The organism is Desulfobacula sp. (assembly GCF_014237455.1).
In the GTDB taxonomy this organism is placed as follows: Bacteria; Desulfobacterota; Desulfobacteria; order Desulfobacterales; family Desulfobacteraceae; genus Desulfobacula.
In genome coordinates, this window is the sequence record NZ_JABZFL010000093.1 from 13,579 (window position 1) to 34,398 (window position 20,820).

The following is a 20,820-nucleotide window of genomic DNA, read 5'->3' on the forward strand; positions in this document are numbered from 1 at the left end:
TATTAAAAATAAAAAAAGCGGCCTGACCAGTTGATAAGCCGAATTCTGTTACCTGCTCTTGTTACCTTAAACAGGTCAACGATCATTCATCTGGGATGTACGTTGCCGCACACCTCATGCGACCTACCCGAAAACTTGGGCGGACAACCCTCAAGCGTTTCCCTATTTGGTCTTGCACCGAACGGGGTTTGCCAAGCTTTTCCAGTCACCTGGAAAACTGGTGCGCTCTTACCGCACCGTTTCACCCTTACCTGGATTGGATACCAATCCGGGCGGTCTACTCTCTGTTGCACTTTCCTTCACGTCACCGTGACTCCACGTTATGGAGCGTCCTGTCCTGTGGTGTTCGGACTTTCCTCCAGGTTAAAAACCCAGCGATCGTTTTGCCTGGTCAGACCGACTTTTTACGTATTTATATAATAAAGGATTCTACTGCATTGAGGGCATGAAATCAATGAATTACCGCGTTGTACTTCAATATATAATTGAGGGGGTATGTTCATAAAACACCCCATGCATACCTCATTTTTTACATTCACTACGGCTGACCCCTTATTCATCTTTGATATTTTCACAAACCGGGTCATCAACGAAGGATCCAGATTTTTACCAATTTCTTTCTGCCGGGTAAGATATTCATCAAGAAGTTCTCTGTCATCCGTTGATTTTTTTTCAATGTCTTTTTGTTCGCCTTCTATTTGATCCTTAAGAAGATGGTACTCTTTTTCACTTTCCTGGACGATTGCTTCCGTTTTTTCTTTTTCATCAAGATATTCCAACAATTCGGTTTCCAAAGCATCCTTGCGTTTCTTATTATCGTCCACTTCTCTTAAAAAAAGCTGATATTCCTTATTGGTCTTTACCATCCTCAATTTTTCATTACTTTTAATAATACGATCATCAACAACTTGAATTTCTCTCTCAATATCTTTGCAAGCGGTCCTGTCACTTAAAAGGTTTTCTTTATTTTCTTCCAAGGCATTTCCAAACTGCTTTAGCTGACCACTTAATTTCTCTTTTTCCTTTTTAACTTTTTCCAGGACAGATTTCAGCCTGACAATCTGAGTTTCAGCTTCCTGAAGTTTGACCAGGGTTTTTATATTCTGTTTGGAAATATCATTCATAATGTTATCCTTAAACTATAGTAAATGGATCTTTTTCTTTTTTAAATTTTTTTATTTGTATATTTAACCCGGCTGTTTGAATCGCCTGACTTAATTTGTCAGAAAGCAAATCTATCGCCAAATGTTCAGAACCAAAATGCCCTACATCAATAAGCCCCTTTGAATATTCTTCAACACGCCTTGCTTCGTGATATTTAATATCCCCGGTGATATAAACATCAGCATCAGATCTTAGAAACACATCAACCAGGGAGCCGCCGCTGCCCGTACAGATAGCAATAGTAGTTACGGGTAAATCCATGTCTCCCGTTACTCTCAGATGGGTCAAATTAAGCTTTTCTTTTACCTGGTGAACCACTTGTTTAAGCGAAGTTTTCGATTTAAGGTACCCGATTCTGCCGATACCGATCATTTCATCCATTGGCATAGATGACGGACTTTCTATCAAAAAAACTTTTGTTTTTTTGATACCAATTTTTGTTGCAAAATAATCATTTAACCCGTCATTGGCTTTATCTAAATTTGTGTGGACTGAAACAATACTGATTTTATGTCTTGCGGAAATTTCGATTGCACTGCCCGGCATTTTATTAAAATCAATAGATTTTTCACCCCGGATCATCAAAGGATGGTGAGTAAGCACAAGGTCACAATTGCTTTCTTTTGCAGCAGTCATTAATGCCATGGAAACATCAAGTCCAATCATCACTTTTTTCACTTCCCAGTTCAGATTACCAGCCTGAAATCCTGAGTTGTCCCAATCTTCAGCGATATCAAAAGGTGCGATTGTATTAAGCAGTTCCACTATATCCTTTGCTCTCACCATGATAAACCCATCTAAAAATAAAAAAAGCGTGGTAAAATACCACGCTTTTGATTTTGTATATCCGATTGATATTCTTCAGGCACATTCATATATGAATTGAGTATCCTTTTGAGTTTTCAGTTCCAATCATAAAATATGCCTTTAATCTATTTAAATGGTGGGCCCACCTGGAATCGAACCAGGGACCGACCGGTTATGAGCCGGTGGCTCTGCCAAACTGAGCTATGGGCCCGTTCACTCACACAATCCTGGAATATATATAAAAACAAATTTTGTGTCAAGATTTAATTCTCAACCAATTTAATTTTCAATAAAGGTCTTGAGCTTCTTACTTCTTGTCGGATGTCTGAGCTTTCTTAACGCTTTTGCTTCAATCTGACGAATCCGCTCTCTTGTCACAGTAAAATCCCTTCCAACTTCTTCTAATGTATGATCTGATTTTTCGCCAATACCAAACCGCATTCGAAGAACCTTTTCCTCACGTGGTGTCAAAGTGGCAAGGATCTTCCTGGTTTGCTCTGCCAAGCTGAAATCAATGGCTGCATCTGAAGGAATGGAAAACTTCTTGTCTTCGATAAAATCGCCAAGATGGCTATCTTCTTCTTCTCCAATAGGGGTTTCAAGAGAAATAGGTTCTTTGGCAATTTTTAATACCCGTCTAACTTTTTCAATGGGGATTTCCATCTTTTGAGCAATTTCTTCCGGCGACGGCTCCTTTCCCATTTCCTGTACAAGGTATCGGGATGTTCGAATAAGCTTGTTTATGGTTTCAATCATATGGACGGGGATTCGGATGGTTCTGGCCTGATCTGCGATAGCTCTTGTGATGGCCTGCCTGATCCACCATGTGGCATATGTAGAAAATTTATATCCTCTTCTATATTCAAATTTATCGACCGCCTTCATCAAGCCGATATTGCCTTCCTGAATTAAATCAAGGAATTGTAATCCTCTGTTCGTATATTTTTTTGCAATACTGACCACCAGTCTTAAATTTGCTCTCACCAGTTCCCTTTTTGCAAAATCGGCATTTCTACGCCCTTTGTTGATACACTCGGTAATCTGTTTTAAAAACCGGGAATCTCCTTTGATTTCATTTTTTCTCCAAGAAACCTGAGTTAAGATAGAACAGATATCCTGATATAATATTACAAGTCGTTCCTTTTCAATATCAGACCTGGATGATGCCCACTTTATAAATATTTTTTCATCAGAGAGTTGATCAAGCATTTTTTGAGTTTTAACATTAAAAGTTCCAGCACATTTTTCAAACAGATCATCAACTTTGTCAAACCAGTCAATGGTATTCTTAATATTTTTTTCAATATTATTAATAACATTGGATTCAAATCGCCATCTTTTTAATTCCGTAAATATGATTTCCGTGTTATTGAATATCTCTTTGGAAAAGGTTTCATATTTTTTAGATCCTTTTTTCTCTTGGTACAATAGATCTCTTTTATTTAAATTTTTCTGATGAATGTCTTTTATTATTTTTATAGAATTTAAAAATTTTTCCTGTTTGGAAACCTCATCAACGACTCCATCCCCTTCATCCACATCCCTTAAAACATGCTTAGGGCGCATGGATTTTTTTTCCATTTTATCTCCATAAATAAAAATTGTGGATAATGATATCGGACAATCCAACATGGCTCGCAGGATGTTGCGTTCCCCAAGCTCAATTTTTTTGGCAATTTCAATCTCACCCTCACGGCTGAGCAAAGTAACCATTCCCATTTCTTTAAGGTACATTTTCACAGGATCAGTAACAGCACCAAATTCAATATCCGAACGGGTCTTTTTAGAAGAAAAAAGATCTTTGGCTGCTTTTTTCTTCTCATTTTTATCATTCTTTTCCTTTTCTTTTTGAGATATTTTTTTGGTTTTGCCTTTGGTGGTCTTTCGGGTTGCTTTTTTAGTCGTCCCTTTTGCAATTTTCTTGGCTGTAGTTTTCTTGGCTGTAGTTTTCTTGGCTGTGGTTTTCTTGGCTGTGGTTTTCTTGGCTGTGGTTTTCTTGGCTGTGGTTTTCTTGGCTGTGGTTTTCTTAGCAGTAGCTTTCTTTATTTTTTCCTTTTCCTTATCCACAAGCTTGATCCCAAGCTCTTTAAATCGCACAACAACATCTTCAATCTGATCCAATGATTTTAGATCATCGGACATTGCATCATTAATTTCAGCAAAAGAGAGAGAACCATTTTTTTCACCTTTTTTAACAAGTTTTTGTAATTCTTTCTTGCTAATCATTACATTCTCTCCAGATTTATTTGTCTTACCTGCCATAAAATGCCTCCCAAAGGCTTAAAGTTAGAACCGATCATGTAATTGCTGAATTTCTGCCTGCTTTTGCTTCAACAGATCCATCAAATCAGAATCACAGCCCTTTTCCGCACTTATAATTTTACTGTTTAAAGTATTTTCCTGTTTTGTTCTTACTCTTATAATTCTATTCATTAGAGACAGAGCTGTTTTACGAATATCTTCTGAAGCAGAATCATTCATGGCATAAGACGCTATAAATTCTTGATCCTCATTAGTTTCCATTCTTGCCATAACATCTGTAATGAAGGCTTTTTTACCAGGATCTACACTTATAATTTTCTTTGCTATGCGCTTTAGTTTTTCAGAATAAAAATAATCTAAAACTTCTCTGTTTTTTATTTCATCTATGATTTCAGGATAATTCAGCATCAGTGAAATCATCTGTTCTTCTCTTCGATCAGATTCCAGCTTATCATCATCTTTTTTTTCATCTATCAAAGATGACCTTTTCGCAGTACGGTTTAAATAGAGTTCTCTGACCTTCTCCAAGACTGCTTTTTCATCTATGTTCAATGTTTCGGCAAGTTCTTTTACATATAAAGATCTTAATGCACTATCCTGAATCAAAATTAACTGCTGTTTCATATCATCTAAAATTCTGATCCGGCCCTCAACAGACAGCCCGTGTGTATCAATGGAGACCTGTAAAAGAAATTGCATGATGGTTTTGGCATTTTTTGCCAGTTCATTAAATGCTTCGTGTCCATGTTTTACCACATAGGAATCCGGATCATCCCCCTCCGGAAGCACAAGCACTCTTGTATCAACGCCCTCTTTCAAAAAAATTTTAATACTTCTTTTTGCTGCACTGATTCCGGCAGCATCAGAATCAAAAACAAGCACTATTCTGGAAGCATATCCTTTAAGTATCCTCACGTGATCTGGTGTTAAGGCAGTGCCAAGACTTGCTACGGTATTTTTAATACCGTGTTGATAGAGTGACAAAAAATCAAAATAACCTTCAACAATATAAACAAACCCTGCCTGTCGGCAAAATTGTTTTGCTGCATGAAGGCCATAAAGAATACGACTTTTGTTATATACAGGTGTTTCCGGGGAGTTCATATATTTGGGCATAGCATCATCCATCACCCTGCCGCCAAAACCAGCCACCTGCATATTCACATCAAAAATGGGGAACATAATCCGGTTTCTGAACCTGTCATAATACCCGGTTTTTTGTTTTCTTTCCAAAATCAAACCGCATTGAACTGCCATATTTTTAGAAATTTTTCGATCTCTTAATACCTTAACAATGGATTCCCAGTTGTCAGGAGCAAAACCCAGTCTGAATTGCTGAATAATATCTTCAGAAATATCTCTTTGTTTCAAGTATTTGCTTGCCTTATCCCCCGGGTTTAAATTTTTTAACTCATCAAAATAAACCCCCATAACGGTTTTATTTAACCGGAACAAGCCCTCTTTAAGGTGAAGTTCTCTTCTTTTTGCAGGATCAATTTCTTTTGTTTCAATTGTTATATTATACCTGCGAGCCAGCATTTTTGCAGCCTCAGGAAAAGTAATCCCGTGATATTTCATAATAAAGGACAATACATTTCCACCCGCAGTGCAGCCGAAACAATGAAAAATCTGTTTGCTTGCATTTACCGAAAAAGAGGGGGTCTTTTCAGAATGGAATGGACATAAGCCAAAAAAATTTCTCCCGGATTTTTTTAAAATAACGGTCTCTGAAATGACATCAACAATATCTGAAGTATTTAGGATCTCTGAAATTTTTTCTTCAGGAATATACATCTTGGTGGCGTTGACTCCAAAATTTAACGGTTATGCAAGTAAAATAAGCTAAGTATTTAAAATCACATGTCAATAATTATCTTTAGGGATAATTGTTATTTTGAAATCCCAATGGCCTCTTTTAAATCAAGGCTTCCTTCGTAAAGAGCTCTACCGGTAATAACACCGGTTACACCTTTATTTTCTATTTCAAGAAGGTTTTTAATATCCTGAATAGTACTGACCCCGCCGGATGCTACAATGGGAATTGAAACTGCATCTGCCAGGGCTGCTGTTTCTTCAATATTCGGACCTGTCTGCATGCCGTCCCTGTGAATATCAGTAAAATTGATTGCCGCAACACCGCAGGACTCAAACTCCTTTGCAAGATCAATGGCGCGGGTTTCAGATGTCCGGCTCCATCCTTCAACTGCAACCATGCCATCTCTTGCATCAATCCCAACGACAATTTTACCTTGAAATTGTTGACAGGCATCTTTGACAAGGCCTGGATTATAGAGAGCTTCGCTTCCAATAATGACTTTTGAAACGCCTGCATTAACATACATTTCAATGGTATTCAGATCTCTGATGCCGCCCCCCACTTGTATGGGAACATTAATCCCTGCTAAAATATCCCGGATGGTTTGAAGATTTTTTACTTGTTTTGCAAAGGCACCGTCAAGATCTATAACATGAATAAGAGCGGCTCCTTGAGATTCCCATCTTTGAGCCATTTTTACAGGATCATCCGAATAATGAGTAGTCTCTTCCATCCGGCCCTGTAACAGTCGGACACATTTGCCTTCTTTAATATCAACAGCAGGTATAATTATCATTGACTTCCACTATATTTTTTATAAATTCATTAACCATTTGGTATGTATAAACCAATTACAATAGGGTTCCCTTGCTGGACAGTGCACCGGAAATATTTTTGTCAATTCTGGTGGACATATGCAAGGATCTTCCAAAGGCTTTGAAAATTGATTCAAGAACATGATGCTCATTTACACCATAATACGAATTAATATGAAGATTAAGTGCGCCTTGAACACAAAAGGATTGAAAAAATTCTTTGGCAAGATAGGTGTCGAATTCCCCTTTTGCTCTAAGATCATCTGGAAAATTATAGACAAGATACGGCCTGTTTGACAAATCTATTGTAACCCTGGACAAGGCATCATCCATAGGCACACTGCTGTCACCAAACCGGACAATTCGCTTTTTGTTTTCAAGTATTTTTGAAAGCGTCTGCCCAAGGACCAGCCCGACATCTTCTACCGTATGATGGTAATCAACGTCAAGATCCCCCTTGGCATTGATCGTAAGATCAAAAAACCCATGAACGGTGAAAGCTGTCAGCATATGATCAAAAAAAGGAATTCCGGTTGAAATATCAACCTTGCCTGAACCATCCAAATCAAAACGGATAGAAATTTCAGTCTCTTTTGTTTTTCGGAAAACGCTCGTCTTTCGATCCATAAGAAACTCCTTGAATTGTGATTAAACCAGTATTAACCAACTCATACATGAATAAAATTCAATAAAAACGAATCTTTGATGATACATAAATCAAAAATTTTTGTCAAATATTTTATTTTGCATTGAACAGAAATGAAATCCATTAATTCTTTCATCACAGGAAGCAACACACATCATCTGGAAATTTTTTGAACCAATTGCTTCAATTATATAAATGTATCCTTTATTACAGATCAAAATTCGTTTATATATAAAAAAAATAACCACTATCAAAAATCAAAAAAGGATGGAATTATGGGACACCAGGATAAAGGACATTTTGCGGCAAAACATAAAGGCAGACAAATCAATAAAACCATAGCTGAAAAAATACGAGCATTGTCCGATGATAGTTGCCTCAGGTGTGCTTCAGCTCATCGGGCTGGGAAAGCACTTAATATATCTCCATCTGAAATCGGTGTGCAGACCGATCTTTTAGAATATCGAATTGCAGAGTGCCAGCTTGGATTGTTTGGCTATAGCGATGGGAAAAAAAGAATTGATCCGAATATTGAAATTGCACCTGATTTAAACAAACAACTGGACAAAACAGACAAAGACGGCAGGATATCTTGTTTGGAATGCTGGAATATCGCAAAGAATCTAAAAATTAAAAAAGTTGATGTCGGATCGGCATGTGAGAAAAAAAACATCCGAATAAAACCCTGTCAACTGGGTGCTTTTTAAACATTCAAGTTTGTGACCATGATTTCAGATGTCTGGATTGAAATCATCGTTTGTAGAAAGTTTTTTGTGTGTTTTTCGCTTTCTTCTTTGTTTTTGTTTTTTTATTTTTTCTATTCTTTTTTGTTCTTTCTCATTCTTACCTGTCATGTTTTCTTCTATTTTTTCAATAAGATTCCTCAAGGCAAGGAACCTGTTTAAATGTTGGGATCTTGCTTTTCCGCACTTCACCGATAAATTGGTTTTTTTATGTTTGAGAAACACGGCAGAAGAAGATTTATTGACTTTTTGCCCTCCCCTGCCCGCTGATTTGATGAATTTTTCTTCAATGTCTTCTTTTTTGACTCCCAGGGCTTTCATCCTCTTTTCGAGATTCAATAATTTATCTTTATTGGGACCCATTATTCTCCTGTCTGCCTGTTATTGTTATCATGAATATTTTTTTGAGTATTTGTTTAAAACAAAAAAAAATTCCATTGATATTGTTATATAGAGCACCAAAAGGAAATCAACAATTGTTTTTATAAAAATTTTTTATAAAAACAACTATGCAAACCGACTAGATACCTGTATCATTATAAATAGGCGTAATTGTTTTTACACACGCCTAAGATTGTGCCAAACTCATTTTTAAGATCATTTTAACCTTTGAAAGGAGATTGTCATGGAAAAAAGCATTTACAAAATAATCGAAGTTGTAGGATTTTCTGAAACGTCTTGGGAAGATGCTGCTAAGGTTGCCGTTACTGCCGTTGACAAATCCGTTCGCGATATGCGTGTTGCTGAAGTTATCAAGATGGATATGCGTTTGGAGGATAACAGAATCGTTGGTTACCGTACCAAATTAAAAGTCTCATTTAAGCTTGAATAATTATCCTCTTCACTGTCCTAAGATCTGACAAAAAGACATGGAAATAGTCAGAGACCGGGGCCTGTAAATAATTCTGTGTGCGGCATTTACTCCTGATTGGTTTCTTATAACGTCTCTTCTATCTTGTGTACAGGAAAAAAAATGATACAATCATTACCACTATTAAAATCAATGTAACACCACCGGCTTCGCCACCTGATAAGTTTAAGCCTAACTTTGCATATAATTTTTGTAATGGAATTAAAGCAGGGTCTATTAAAATTAAAAAATTTTTTCCTGATACAACAGCATATTCAATCATAACTACTCCTTTTACCGTAGGTTCTGTCAATCATTTCAAAAATCCCCTCTTACTTCTGAGTATCGTCGGGGGCCGCCCAGATGATATGGCTTTTATTTAAAAAAAGGGCTTTATGCTTTATTGAATCTTCAAGATCAGATCGATTAATAGTTACATTGAATAAAATCAAAAAGGGCTCTCTATAACTTGTTACAAGGTCACTTGCTCTGTCATAACCAGGGTCACGGTTTATATTTACCTGCCCAGATACTTGGGAGCCATCAATGAGCCTAATCCTAATGGACCGGCCTTTAATTTCTTTGCTTTGTGTTTGCTCACCCATTTTGAGTCTCCTTTGAAAAAGGTTGTTTGGAAAGTGAGTGAGACTATAATTATTAAACCTCAAGGAACTTGTCAACCACGGGATAATTTTAAATTCTTTTTGTGAACCGATGCAGGAGAGTCAGAAACCTTCAAAAATAGATAAAGGCCTTTGTATTGAACGTGGTCACTGTGTCTCAGTATGCCCTGAGAATTCAATATTTTTGCAAGCGATTCCTGGTGTTGAAGATCCTCCAGAATTTTTAAAAAATGTTTTTTCAACAAATTATAGTAGAAAGACAATTATAAACAACAATTTTAAACTCCTTATATTTTAGAACTCCCGGAAGACCGGATCTCAAAAAACCTTCCATTGTATTTAATGTTATCCTTATGTTTAAAAGTATGAACATCATAATTTTCAATATCCGAATCTACAAAAGTATTTATATTATACAGCTGTAAACGCTGAAGGATAGTCTCCAATTTTTTATTTACTCGAAAGAACCTGCTAATTTTTTAATTCTATCGGAGATATTCCGAACAGTTATTTTTCTATTATCTATCCACCATTTGGCATCTGTTTTTTCCTGCCACTCCTGTAAAAATAAACTAAATGCCAGATCTGATGTTTCTTTTTCTTTATCATCATTAAATACAAGACTTTTTTTTAAGAAGCTTACTTTGTTGATCAGGTCAGCCCTGATTTTTTCTGCCCAGGAAACTCTCTTTGGGGTCCCAATGAGTGTAGGAAAGCCTATTTTAGCATGAGATTTTGCCAATTTGGATGTCTGTTTTTCGAAATGCTCAATTTTGCATGTTTCGCAATACCAGTCTTTTTTGTCCACAAGCCATAAATTTTTCTCATGGCTTTCAAATAGTTGGGTTGTAAATTTTTTATAGCAGGTCTTACACCTGACTTCATAATCGCAAATTTCTTTTGTCATTATAATTAGGCCCCAAATTTTTAGTATTTGTTTTTAAAGGGTTGGCCTCCTGATACAAAACGAGTTACACCAACCTAACAGTTACAGATACTTGCATCATGACTTCACCTTTTATTAAAAAAAAGTTTTGCTTTACTCCTGGCACTCTATAAAGAACACTGTGGGAAAATACTCGAATTGAAACTTATCAGTGAATAAAGTTGAACGTGAAGTTCAGGTTACGTATCTTGTCCAATTGGAACGACACCGGAATGTATAGCACATCCAATGGTGAGAATGCTACACAATAAAATAAATGACTTAATTTTAGTGACTCCTTATAATTATTTGTACATAAGGGACGGCCATGATAGAACGGCCTGAAAAGGCGTCAGAATTAAGCGTGGCTGATGGGATGGCCTTTTTTTATAAAAAGTTAAATGGCACTGTGTTTTTTATATTGGTACCTTTAAAAAATAATTGATGGTGTGAATTTGTGAGAGTATTTCAAAGTGTCATATACCACATATTGGGGTTCCCAGGTTTTGTCTGGGCTGAGTCTTTAAAATACCAGTGAACGCTGATAAATAGGGCCTCATCCTAAGCTGTTATAGACACATTAACCACCTTTTTACTATTCTAAAATCCATTCCCAACGGGGATATTTTCTATTTAAAACCATTAAGAATACAAATGGTATCTTGTACAATTTCAGACTCGGAAAAACCTTGGATAGGATCCAATAATGCTTGACTTCTATTCGACATTCTTATATTTTAAATAAATTGTGTTATATTGTATTAACACGTAGGTTTCTCTTCCAAGGTGTATATTCCCGACAACCAAAGCGGTATTATCCCCCAAAGTTAGAAACTTGTATTTTTTTATTTTTTTTAGGAGATTGCCAACATGGCTAATGGTACAGTAAAATGGTTTAACGACTCAAAAGGTTTTGGATTTATCGAACAAGAAGATGGTGGAAAGGATGTATTTGTACATCATTCAGGCATCAATACAACAGGTTTTAAATCCCTCAACGAGGGAGACCGTGTTTCATTCGACATCGAAGATGGACCAAAAGGTCCTTCAGCAACAAATGTAACAGTGGTTTAGTTAACCATTTTTTTGCAAAAAAAAGTCATTTTGATGACTTGAAAAATAAAAGACCCTGAACAGGATATCGTTCGGGGCCTTTCTGTTTTTACGAAAGGCACTCATCGTTTTCGTAGAGATTGATGTGGATAAAAAACACTAAAAGCAAAATAGAGAATTTTATATCTATGAAAATGTGTAAAAAATGCGCTGAATGTTGTAAAAACTATCCTTTAATAGGAATATCTAAAAATGAAATCAATTCATTAGAACTATTGACAGGATTACATTTTGGTATACCCATAAACTCAAAAGGTAAAGCATATGAAGGATATCTTTTACAATTTAAAGAAAATGGCGATTGTTTTTTCTTAAATGAGAATAATGGCAATTATTCTTGTGATGTGTATGAAGTGCGGCCAGAAATTTGTAAAAAATATCCATCAACCCTCAGACAGCAAGAAGTCTGCGCCTTAAATAAGGAAAAATTATTTTCTTGAGTTTAAACAAAAATTATTAAAATGATGAATAGATATTAAGGGTCTGTTCACTAGTATTTACAGTTAAAAAATTCGAGGGATGGGATAATAATTTTCAATCCCCTGTATAATATTTTTCCAATGGCTTGAAGCTCCAGTACTCACCTTTTAAAGGTAGGGAAATAGGCTATGGCCGTCATCATGATGACAAAAACAAACCACGAATTAAAAGTCATCGTAAAGTAATCCTATTTTTGTTTTCAAAGACATTGTTGCCTTAGGATTTATTAATTTCAAATATAGTTTCAAAATTACTGAAAAAGAACATTATATTAAAAAGTTGTATGTTGCAAAATAATAATGATTTGATCCGATTTTTACTGAGTACTAATGGTATGATCAAACAGGAGTCAAATTCCCCAATTTACCGAGTGCTTCTTTCACCAGTCAGGGTTTTTTGATTTTCCCAAAATACCACATATAGTAATGACAGTTTTTTTATCCTTGGAATTAAAAATCAACTGAAATCGAGAAGAATCAAATATTTCAAGATTCTATGAAATTATATTGGAGAGTAAGGGGATTTTTGTTCAACTCCCCGGAAAATAATTTTCCAAAACCTGCTAAATTACGATGAATATAAATGTAATCTGAGAGGATGTTTTTTTGTGCTGTTTTTTTTAACACATGAGAAGGATTTTGTTAAAATCTATTTGTTCTCAAAAGCTAAAAGAATGCCTGCTTTTAGCAATATAAAGACAAATAGTTGCTATAAAAATTCATTGGATTCTATACGGACTATTTCATTGGAAGAATTGCGTTCTGATTGATCAAAAGAGCTTCACGAATCTGTTGTTCTTTCGATTTTAAAAAATCCACAATGGAACTGTTATTAAACCCGTCCCAACGTTTCCACCCGATCTTTATAAATATTCTGGCGGTCCCTGTATCAATGATAAAGTCGTATGATAATGTTATTGAGTTTTTGCGAGAATCAATATTATATTCGTTATAGACATTGTTAAGGAAGTCCAGAACCGTTTCTTTTTTTGTTGCAGCGATATCGTTTCTCCTTTGTGTGAATGTGGATTAGCTTTTAAGAATACAAAGAGTCTTATTTTCCACAGCATTTTTTATATTTTTTACCGCTTCCGCATGGGCAGGGTTCATTGCGTCCCACTTTCTTTTCGACAATCTTTGTTTTGAGGGGATTCAACAATATCTCTAAGTCTCTAATATCTTCAGGTTTATCTGGTTCCAATTCAATCGTATATTTCCAACCATTTTCTTCAAATACTGATTCTAATTCTTTCACTCTTTCTTCTGTTTGTACATTCACGACAGCGGGATTCTTTTCAGTGCCCAATTTTGCAGTCTTTTTTCCATCAAATATTTTTTCCATCTTTTCACCTTTAAAGTATTATATGGTTCATCTACCGCATAACAATTAATTCTACAGTTTTTTTCTAGTGAAGATACAAAAATAACAAACCGGATAACACTCAAATCGCTATCAGAACTGCATAGAGATTACAACAAAATTCTTTAAAAAAAATACCGATTCTTAACAGTATAACATTCAAAAAATCATGATAAACAGAATTCTGGGTATCTCCAGTTTATAAAAAAATCTGTATATATAAAACCTGGCCTGCGGGTTGATACCATTCTGTAAAGCCAGGTGTTCTGCATTCCATCGGTCCAGGGTTTTTATCAAATGGGTTCCTCTCCTTCTCCCTCTGAAAGAGTTCTCTTAATCCAGTTAATCTGGATCTATAATTGGCTTTTCATCCTTATTAAAAGCGGGCTCCGTACCGCAATCATACACTGCTGACCCCGTAAAGTCGCTCTTCGGACTTTGCGAGAACAGCAGTATGATCTTGGCGTATGCCGATTTTGTCAGAGAGCACTCCTTTAAGCTTTATCGGCTGACCCCTGACAAATCAGTATACACATATGAAGAGCGGCTTCATCCGCATATTCTGTCAAGTTCTTGCTCTTTCTTCTCAATGTTGCTGGGCAAATGAGGCCGTTTTGTTCGCTTCAAATGTTGAAGGATATCTCCAATAGTTCCTGTTTCTCTTAAACCCAGAAGAATATTGCCAGTTCCAGAATGATACCGCATCACTATGTGTCAGGATAGTTGTCCATTAGCCGAAAAAATGTTCTAATAATAGAAACATGGCGGAATGGAGGTCCAATGCACTACAGCAAAAAACGAAAAGAAACTGTTTTAAAAAAGATGATGCCCCCAAACAATAAGAGTATTCCTCAGATATCCCAGGAAGAAGGCATACCAGAATCCACTCTTTATACCTGGCGAGTCAAAGCAAGGGTGATATCATGAGGTCAGCACATAGTCAGCACCTTTTAGTGGTATACCAAAAACAAAAAAAAAGCCCGAAAACATTGGTGTTTCGGGCTATATAATGGTGGAGGCGGCGGGAGTTGAACCCGCGTCCGAAAACGATCAACCCAGGCTTCTACATACTTATCTCAAAATTTAAATTTTGCTGTAACGTCTCCTTTGAGATGGATACAAAACAGTATAGCCCGAAAAGTTTAACCTTTAAGGTCCAGGCACCCTTAAAAGGCGGTCTTGCAAAGTCGACGCCCTGACCTGAAATCTGCAAGAAGGATATCAGCAGGACGGAAGCTGCTCTACGCAGCTACAGCGTAATTATAATCATCTGCGATTATGTTTATGCATTGCCAAGTTTACGAGCTGACAAAAGACTCGGTATGCTACCTCAGGCCTCAAAATCTCCGTCGAAGCCATTTCGCCCCCAAATTGTAAAAGATCAAGTATTTTTTAATATAAGCTTAAAAGCTTAAAAAGTCAATAAAAACAAGCCAATCTGGATACTTGATTTAAGGTTATCAAAACCAGGTCGCTTTTCCATCACTTTTAAATCTCATTGACAAATTGGGCAATATTTGAAATAAAACTAAGATTTAAATCATTGTCTGTTTGAGGGGGTAAGTCTTGACCGGGATAAGTGAAATTCTTGTTTTAGTGCTGCTGATTGCCTGTATCTTGATTTTGCCAAGACTGTTTAAAGGGGAACCTGTAAAAGAGGAACCTTCTTCAAAAAAGCTAACGCGGCTTCCTGCAAAAATCCGATTCGGTATCGTACTTACCCTTGTTTATCCTACGGTCGCAGCCCTTTATCTGAAGCCATGGAATGAAAATATAATTTCTTATCTTTCCTATGGAATTATACCTGTCTTTCTTGTCTGGGCTGTTGCCTGGATCATGTCTGGAAGAAAAAAATAAGCTATATTACTTTTTAATTTAAACTTATTTTAGTAATATATTAAAAAAATTCCATTATTTTACTTGACGCATTTTATTTTATGATTAATTTTGTTTCAAATGAAGGCGAAGAAATGAAGGCACAACAACCTAAACAGGAGAATTAATCATGAGACTTGTAAGATACAACCCACTTAACGAACTGGCTTTCTGGGGAAATTCATTTAATGACTTTTCTTCCTTTTTTAACACAAAATCCAAAACCGATGAATCCTGGTATCCCGCGGTAGACATCCTGAACGAGAAAGACAATGTGGTTCTCAATATTGAACTGCCGGGTGTCAAAAAAGAGGACATTTCTGTGAATATCGAAGACAGGGTTCTGACCATAAAGGGTGAAAGAAAGTTTGAGAATGAAGAAAAAAAAGATAGCTATTTCAGAAAAGAAAGATCATACGGAAGCTTTAAACGATCCTTCAGCCTTTCCGATGATGTGCTGATCGATGATGTTGATGCAGATTTTCGGGATGGCATCCTTACCCTAACCCTGAAAAAAGACACCACCAAAGAAGAGGTTAAGCAAATAACAATCAACTAATTTAAGACAATCTCAAATCATTTTTGCCAAATGGGGACTGATCAATTCAAACATGGGCAGTCCCCATTTTTTTATTTGAAGACTCTTAGTAACACGCCCGCATCACTGCTTCAGGCGATACGAAAGCCGGGTATGCCGCCTGGATGATTTATCCGTATTGATAGCCATGGCAAGGGCTTTTTTTGTCCCCACAAGAACAACAAGTTTCTTGCCCCGGGTCACTGCCGTGTAAATCAGATTTCTTTGCAAAAGGATATAGTGTTGAATCACAACAGGTATGATTACGACAGGATACTCGGACCCCTGAGATTTATGGACGGAAACTGCATAAGCATGAACAATTTCATCCAGAGAGGAGAAATCATACTCCACTTCCCTTCCGTCAAAATTGAGCAGCACTTTTTGATCGATAAAATTAATATCAACAATCCTGCCGATATCCCCATTATAGACATGCTTGTCATAATTATTCCTGATCTGCATCACCTTGTCAGACACTTTAAATTCTCGGTTCCCCCTTTGGAGTATCCCCTTGTTTAGATTCAGGATTTTCTGCAGTTCATGATTCAGGTTGCCAGCCCCGACAATACCTCTGTGCATGGGGGTTAAGACCTGGATATCATCTACCGGATCCACCTTGAATTTTTGGGGTATTCTGTTTTGCACCAGATCAATAATGGTGTTTAAAACATCTTCCGGCTCCTCTTTCTGGACAAAATAAAAATTGCTTTTCTTATTATCATTTGCCAGTACCGGAAACATCCCCTTATTGATTCTGTGCGCATTGACAACAATCAGGCTCTTTCTTGCCTGTCTGAATATGGTATCCAGCGTAACAACAGCAAAAGCATTGGATACGATCAAGTCATTCAAGACATTTCCAGGGCCCACTGACGGCAGTTGATTGACATCTCCAACAAAAATAAGGGTGGCCTTGGGAGGAACGGCCTTTAAGAGATGATGCATTAAGACCGTATCAATCATGGATGCTTCATCAATGATCAGCACATCACATTTTAACGGATTTTTATTGTCCTTTTTAAAGCCCGGCTTCTTCATGGAATAATCGAGCAGCCTGTGGATGGTCTGAGCTCGTTCCCAGGTGGCTTCGCTCATCCTTTTAGCGGCTCTTCCCGTAGGCGCAGCAAGTAAAATTTTTGCCCCGGCTTTTTTTAAAATTTTGATAATGGCATTAATAATGGTTGTTTTACCGGTACCAGGTCCCCCCGTAATAATTAAGACCTTTTCCTCCAAAGACTTTTTAACGGCCTCTTCCTGGTTTTTGGCAAGCGTTATCTTAATCTGACCCTTAATCCATTCAACGGCTTTTTTTGAATCAATCTTTCTAACACTTTTGGAAAAATTTTTAAGTTGTTCAAAATTTTTGGCAATTTCCGTCTCACAAACATGAAATTTTTTTAAAAAAACAAGTTTTTTATTTTCACTGATATCTTCAATAACAATCCGCTCGGCTGAAAAAGAATCTGCAACAGCCTTTAAAACGATATCCCTGTCTACTTCCAGCATGTGTTGAACTTTCCGGCAAAGCTCATTATAGGGATAACAGACATGACCGTCATCGGAAAGCTGGTGCAGCACATATTCAAGCCCTGCTTCAATGCGCTGGGGGGCATGCTTTTCCATACCAAGTTTTTCAGCAATACTGTCTGCAATGATAAACCCGATACCAAAAATATCTCTGGCAAGCCTGTAAGGATTTTCTCTCACAATATGAATAGAATCCTGGCCATAGGTTTTAAAAATCTTGGCTGCATAAGCAGTACTGACCCCATGGGACTGCAAAAAAAGCATTACGGTTCTGACTTCTTTTTGGTCATCCCAGGCCTGGGCGATCATCTCAATTCTTTTTTTGCCGATTCCCTCGACTTCAGACAGTTTATCAATACTCTTTTCAATAATATCCAGTGATTTTATCCCGAACCGCTTTACAATCCGTTTGGCCATAACAGGACCAATCCCTTTAATCAGTCCCGACCCCAGGTATTTTTGGATGCCGAACTGGGTAGCAGGAACAAGGGTTTTATATTGCCGGATCTGAAACTGATTGCCGAATTTGGTATGGGTGATCCATTCTCCATCCAGTTCAACAAACTCACCAGGGACTGGATTCACCATATTCCCTACAATGGTTACAAGACCCCTTTCACCTTTCACCTTAAGTTTGCACACACAAAATGCAGTTTCTTCACTTGAAAAGGTAACGCGTTCAATATGTCCGTTAAGTTTCGGCATTTTAAATTTTGTGTTTTATTCCTGAAAAATTTTTGCCGGATTTAAACTGTTTTGTAAAAACAAAAGCGCAGTCCAGGACCTTTAAGATATAGCCATAGAATGCGCTTTGTTCAAAATTGTGGGGACAGATTTAAAAATCTGTCCCCAGTTGCTATATTCAGTGTCTAATGATGAGAGTCTCCGCTATCATTCATGGTATCATAGGCTGCCTTTAAAATACAAAATGTCATACCGGCACCCAAGATGGAAACGGCATACCAGAATCCACCAAAAAACACCATATGTCCTATATCCCATGCCCATTCAAAACTAAATGGAAACATAATTTTTCTCCTTTAAGTCACAGAATTTATTCTGTTTTTGATACCGGTTCTATCGTATTGAGTTCCTGTTCCTGAGGGAATACAGGAAGGTAGCGATACGCAACCGAAATCAGAATAATTCCATAGGCAACAGGAAGAATAGTTGTTGCAATTTCCTGCCAGCTTGGAAAGTAAAGGGCCCAAGTATCAAAACTCATTACCGGAACCGCCATAATCTGAAGCACCATGACCCATCTGTTCAGACAGATACCAATTGTACCAAGGATAATGGCGACAAGCCGCAGAGTCGGATTTTCCCGGGTAGACTTCATGATGAGAATAGCACCCGGAACTACACCGCATAGTACAATTTCGGTAATTAGAATCCAGTAACCGTAAAATCCGTTGTTACTGTAAAAATGGCTCAGGGTAAATCCAAGGCTGGGTGCCGTTACCATTGCCCAGTAAATGGTGTCTATAATTTTGGCAATGATATAGGTAACAATCATCCATCCTGATATTTTAGCTAACAGATGAACCACATTATCTTTGACCAGTTTTTTGCCGGTAACCGTTTCAGTAATCTTTGTCACCAGAAGGGTAAAGCAAGGGCCAAATGCAGCTGCAGACCATGTGAACAAAAAGAAGGTCCAGGGCCAGATCAACAAGCCTTCTCTGACAGCAAAGGGTCGACCGTACAGAACCCCGGCAACACCGCCAAGGGATCCTTGATGAAAAAAGGACAGGAAGGCGCCGGTTGCAGCAAATACTGCCATGACACCATGCATGTTATGGGCAAGGTGGTGAAAAAATGGCACTTTGTTGGCTTGTCTGTTTTCCAGAATATTCGGTATAAACTCAATGGTTAACACAGCAAAATAAGCAGACAGACAAAAGGCTACCTCTGTCAACATTGAATGGACATTGGCATGCCAGAAAATAAACCAGCCTCGCAGCGGCTGCCCAATATCAATGGCAAGAATTAATAATGCCGAACTATAACAGATAAAACCGATGATCACGGCAAAATTGATAATATTTTTCAGTTCATCAATTTTAAAAATATATCTTAACAGACCTGTAAAAAATGCTCCACCACCAACAGCGATGACTGCAAGGTCAGCCCAGATCCAGAGGGCAAACCCGTAGTAATCATCCATATTGGTCTGGTTCAGGCCTTTAAACCAGCAAAGGAACATGGCAAAAACGCCCCAAAGAACTACGGCACTAACGATAGCAATTCCAATAGCAAACTTTGGAAATGAGCAACGTTTTGCACCTTCAGGTATTAATGCAGAATCCATATTTATTCACTCCTAACATAGGGTTTGGATTGCTTAACCATGGGATGCGGCCCCATGATGATTCTTGATTTTATCCCATTCACCGTCCAGATAGTTATCACCTTGTTTCCTTACCCATTCCCGTTCGGAAAGATAATAGACTTTCGGATTGGTTCCAAGTCTTTCAAGCAGCCTGAAAACCTTGGGATTTCTTGATTTTCCGACAACATGCTTGTTTCTTGGATCCGGGTGCGGGTCAGGTTTAACAATCTGGTGTACCTTATGGGCGGGATTATTAAGATCTCCGAATACAATGGCACCTGCAGGACAAGCTGTAGTGCAGGCGGTCTGATATTCATGTTCTTCGATATCATCTCGCCCTTCATAGTATGCTGTATCTCTTGCAGCCTGGTATCTGTGATAACAGAAACTGCATTTTTCAACTACCCCTCTCATTCTCGGAGATACATTAGGGCTCAGGTAATTTTCCATACCTTCAGGCCATTTGGGATCCCACCAGTTAAAATACCTTGCATGATAAGGACATGCCCCCATGCAATATCTGCATCCAAAACAGCGTGTATAAATCTGGCTGACAATTCCTGTATCATAGCCATAATCAGTCGCAACCGCAGGACAAACGGAAACACATGGTGAATGACCATGATCCCCTTTTCCACCACAATGCTGACAAGGTCTTGGCATATATACGATCTCAGTATCAGGAAAGGATTTACCATTGGTTAATTTATAAACACGCATCCAGGTGATGCTATCCTTTTTATTGGATTCATCCTCCTTAAACGGAACATTATTCTCAGACATGCACGAAACCATGCAGGAACCGCATCCGGTGCATTTGTCCAGATCAATAACCATCCCGAATTTATGTGCTTTATTATTATTTTGTTTCATTAAGAACCTCTTTAGCAATTTATCCTTGAA

General features: G+C 37.5%; 22 protein-coding genes, 1 tRNA gene and 2 other RNA genes. 7 read left to right on the forward strand and 18 right to left on the reverse strand.

What is annotated here, in order from left to right:
* Positions 1-18: 18 nt before the first annotated feature.
* The 8 genes from rnpB to hisB all read right to left on the reverse strand — a co-directional run bounded on the left by rnpB (position 19) and on the right by hisB (position 7,491).
* Positions 19-395, reverse strand: an RNA gene (gene rnpB / locus HGJ91_RS13315) — RNase P RNA component class A.
* Between the two features lie 9 nt (positions 396-404).
* Complete coding sequence (locus HGJ91_RS13320) at positions 405-1,124, reverse strand: C4-type zinc ribbon domain-containing protein (RefSeq protein ID WP_291348305.1); 720 nt, start codon at positions 1,122-1,124, stop codon at positions 405-407.
* A gap of 10 nt (positions 1,125-1,134) precedes the next feature.
* Positions 1,135-1,950, reverse strand: coding sequence for a Nif3-like dinuclear metal center hexameric protein (locus tag HGJ91_RS13325; protein ID WP_291348306.1), 816 nt, complete (start codon positions 1,948-1,950; stop codon positions 1,135-1,137).
* 155 nt (positions 1,951-2,105) lie between these two features.
* Positions 2,106-2,182 (reverse strand) — tRNA-Ile (locus HGJ91_RS13330).
* Between the two features lie 68 nt (positions 2,183-2,250).
* Positions 2,251-4,233, reverse strand: coding sequence for an RNA polymerase sigma factor RpoD (rpoD, locus tag HGJ91_RS13335; protein WP_291348307.1), 1,983 nt, complete (start codon positions 4,231-4,233; stop codon positions 2,251-2,253).
* Positions 4,234-4,257: 24 nt separating this feature from the next.
* Positions 4,258-6,027 carry a DNA primase gene (gene dnaG, locus HGJ91_RS13340; protein ID WP_291348308.1) on the reverse strand — a complete coding sequence of 590 codons (1,770 nt, stop codon included), beginning with the start codon at positions 6,025-6,027 and terminating at the stop codon, positions 4,258-4,260.
* 95 nt (positions 6,028-6,122) lie between these two features.
* Entirely contained in the window at positions 6,123-6,845 is a 723-nt protein-coding gene (hisA, locus tag HGJ91_RS13345; protein WP_291348309.1) for a 1-(5-phosphoribosyl)-5-[(5-phosphoribosylamino)methylideneamino]imidazole-4-carboxamide isomerase, read from the reverse strand.
* A gap of 55 nt (positions 6,846-6,900) precedes the next feature.
* Positions 6,901-7,491, reverse strand: a complete 591-nt coding sequence (gene hisB, locus HGJ91_RS13350; protein WP_291348310.1) for an imidazoleglycerol-phosphate dehydratase HisB — start codon at positions 7,489-7,491, stop codon at positions 6,901-6,903.
* Between the two features lie 294 nt (positions 7,492-7,785).
* Here hisB and HGJ91_RS13355 point away from each other — a divergent pair, with 294 nt between their 5' ends.
* Positions 7,786-8,217: a hypothetical protein gene (locus HGJ91_RS13355; protein ID WP_291348311.1), complete on the forward strand. Its 432-nt coding sequence runs from the start codon at positions 7,786-7,788 to the stop codon at positions 8,215-8,217.
* 24 nt (positions 8,218-8,241) lie between these two features.
* On the opposite strand, the gene HGJ91_RS13360 is transcribed toward HGJ91_RS13355, so the two are convergent.
* Complete coding sequence (locus HGJ91_RS13360) at positions 8,242-8,616, reverse strand: peptide chain release factor-like protein (protein ID WP_291348312.1); 375 nt, start codon at positions 8,614-8,616, stop codon at positions 8,242-8,244.
* Positions 8,617-8,878: 262 nt separating this feature from the next.
* On the opposite strand from HGJ91_RS13360, the gene HGJ91_RS13365 reads away from it, so the two are divergent.
* On the forward strand, positions 8,879-9,085 hold the full coding sequence (locus HGJ91_RS13365) for a dodecin family protein (protein ID WP_291348313.1): 207 nt from the start codon (positions 8,879-8,881) through the stop codon (positions 9,083-9,085).
* Between the two features lie 118 nt (positions 9,086-9,203).
* Here the strand turns inward: HGJ91_RS13365 and HGJ91_RS13370 are convergent, their stop codons facing one another.
* From HGJ91_RS13370 to HGJ91_RS13380, 3 genes are all read right to left on the reverse strand, one after another.
* On the reverse strand, positions 9,204-9,386 hold the full coding sequence (locus tag HGJ91_RS13370; RefSeq protein WP_291348314.1) for a hypothetical protein: 183 nt from the start codon (positions 9,384-9,386) through the stop codon (positions 9,204-9,206).
* Positions 9,387-9,435: 49 nt separating this feature from the next.
* Positions 9,436-9,708 (reverse strand): hypothetical protein, encoded by a 273-nt coding sequence (locus HGJ91_RS13375; protein ID WP_291348315.1) that lies wholly within the window; start codon positions 9,706-9,708, stop codon positions 9,436-9,438.
* Positions 9,709-10,180: 472 nt separating this feature from the next.
* On the reverse strand, positions 10,181-10,633 hold the full coding sequence (locus HGJ91_RS13380) for a hypothetical protein (protein WP_291348316.1): 453 nt from the start codon (positions 10,631-10,633) through the stop codon (positions 10,181-10,183).
* 888 nt (positions 10,634-11,521) lie between these two features.
* Between HGJ91_RS13380 and HGJ91_RS13385 the strand changes: the two genes are divergently transcribed.
* A complete protein-coding gene (locus HGJ91_RS13385; RefSeq protein ID WP_291348317.1) occupies positions 11,522-11,725 on the forward strand; it encodes a cold-shock protein in 204 nt (67 codons plus the stop codon).
* A gap of 167 nt (positions 11,726-11,892) precedes the next feature.
* Entirely contained in the window at positions 11,893-12,204 is a 312-nt protein-coding gene (locus HGJ91_RS13390) for a YkgJ family cysteine cluster protein (protein WP_291348318.1), read from the forward strand.
* Positions 12,205-13,297: 1,093 nt separating this feature from the next.
* On the opposite strand, the gene HGJ91_RS13395 is transcribed toward HGJ91_RS13390, so the two are convergent.
* Positions 13,298-13,585, reverse strand: a complete 288-nt coding sequence (locus tag HGJ91_RS13395) for a PBPRA1643 family SWIM/SEC-C metal-binding motif protein (protein WP_291348319.1) — start codon at positions 13,583-13,585, stop codon at positions 13,298-13,300.
* A gap of 798 nt (positions 13,586-14,383) precedes the next feature.
* Between HGJ91_RS13395 and HGJ91_RS13400 the strand changes: the two genes are divergently transcribed.
* Positions 14,384-14,530 (forward strand): hypothetical protein, encoded by a 147-nt coding sequence (locus tag HGJ91_RS13400; RefSeq protein WP_291348320.1) that lies wholly within the window; start codon positions 14,384-14,386, stop codon positions 14,528-14,530.
* Positions 14,531-14,613: 83 nt separating this feature from the next.
* Here the strand turns inward: HGJ91_RS13400 and ssrA are convergent.
* Positions 14,614-14,971: a transfer-messenger RNA gene (ssrA, locus tag HGJ91_RS13405) on the reverse strand.
* 198 nt (positions 14,972-15,169) lie between these two features.
* Here ssrA and HGJ91_RS13410 point away from each other — a divergent pair.
* Both HGJ91_RS13410 and HGJ91_RS13415 read left to right on the forward strand, forming a co-directional pair.
* Positions 15,170-15,460: a hypothetical protein gene (locus tag HGJ91_RS13410; RefSeq protein WP_291348321.1), complete on the forward strand. Its 291-nt coding sequence runs from the start codon at positions 15,170-15,172 to the stop codon at positions 15,458-15,460.
* Between the two features lie 148 nt (positions 15,461-15,608).
* On the forward strand, positions 15,609-16,037 hold the full coding sequence (locus tag HGJ91_RS13415) for an Hsp20/alpha crystallin family protein (protein ID WP_291348322.1): 429 nt from the start codon (positions 15,609-15,611) through the stop codon (positions 16,035-16,037).
* Between the two features lie 102 nt (positions 16,038-16,139).
* Here HGJ91_RS13415 and HGJ91_RS13420 read toward each other — a convergent pair whose 3' ends face one another.
* The 4 genes from HGJ91_RS13420 to qrcC form a co-directional block, all read right to left on the reverse strand.
* A complete protein-coding gene (locus HGJ91_RS13420) occupies positions 16,140-18,290 on the reverse strand; it encodes an ATP-dependent RecD-like DNA helicase (RefSeq protein WP_291348323.1) in 2,151 nt (716 codons plus the stop codon).
* 164 nt (positions 18,291-18,454) lie between these two features.
* On the reverse strand, positions 18,455-18,613 hold the full coding sequence (locus HGJ91_RS13425; protein WP_291348324.1) for a hypothetical protein: 159 nt from the start codon (positions 18,611-18,613) through the stop codon (positions 18,455-18,457).
* A gap of 26 nt (positions 18,614-18,639) precedes the next feature.
* Entirely contained in the window at positions 18,640-19,896 is a 1,257-nt protein-coding gene (qrcD, locus tag HGJ91_RS13430; RefSeq protein ID WP_291348325.1) for a menaquinone reductase integral membrane subunit QrcD, read from the reverse strand.
* Between the two features lie 33 nt (positions 19,897-19,929).
* On the reverse strand, positions 19,930-20,790 hold the full coding sequence (gene qrcC / locus HGJ91_RS13435; RefSeq protein ID WP_291348326.1) for a menaquinone reductase iron-sulfur cluster-binding subunit QrcC: 861 nt from the start codon (positions 20,788-20,790) through the stop codon (positions 19,930-19,932).
* Between the last annotated feature and the right edge of the window lie 30 nt (positions 20,791-20,820).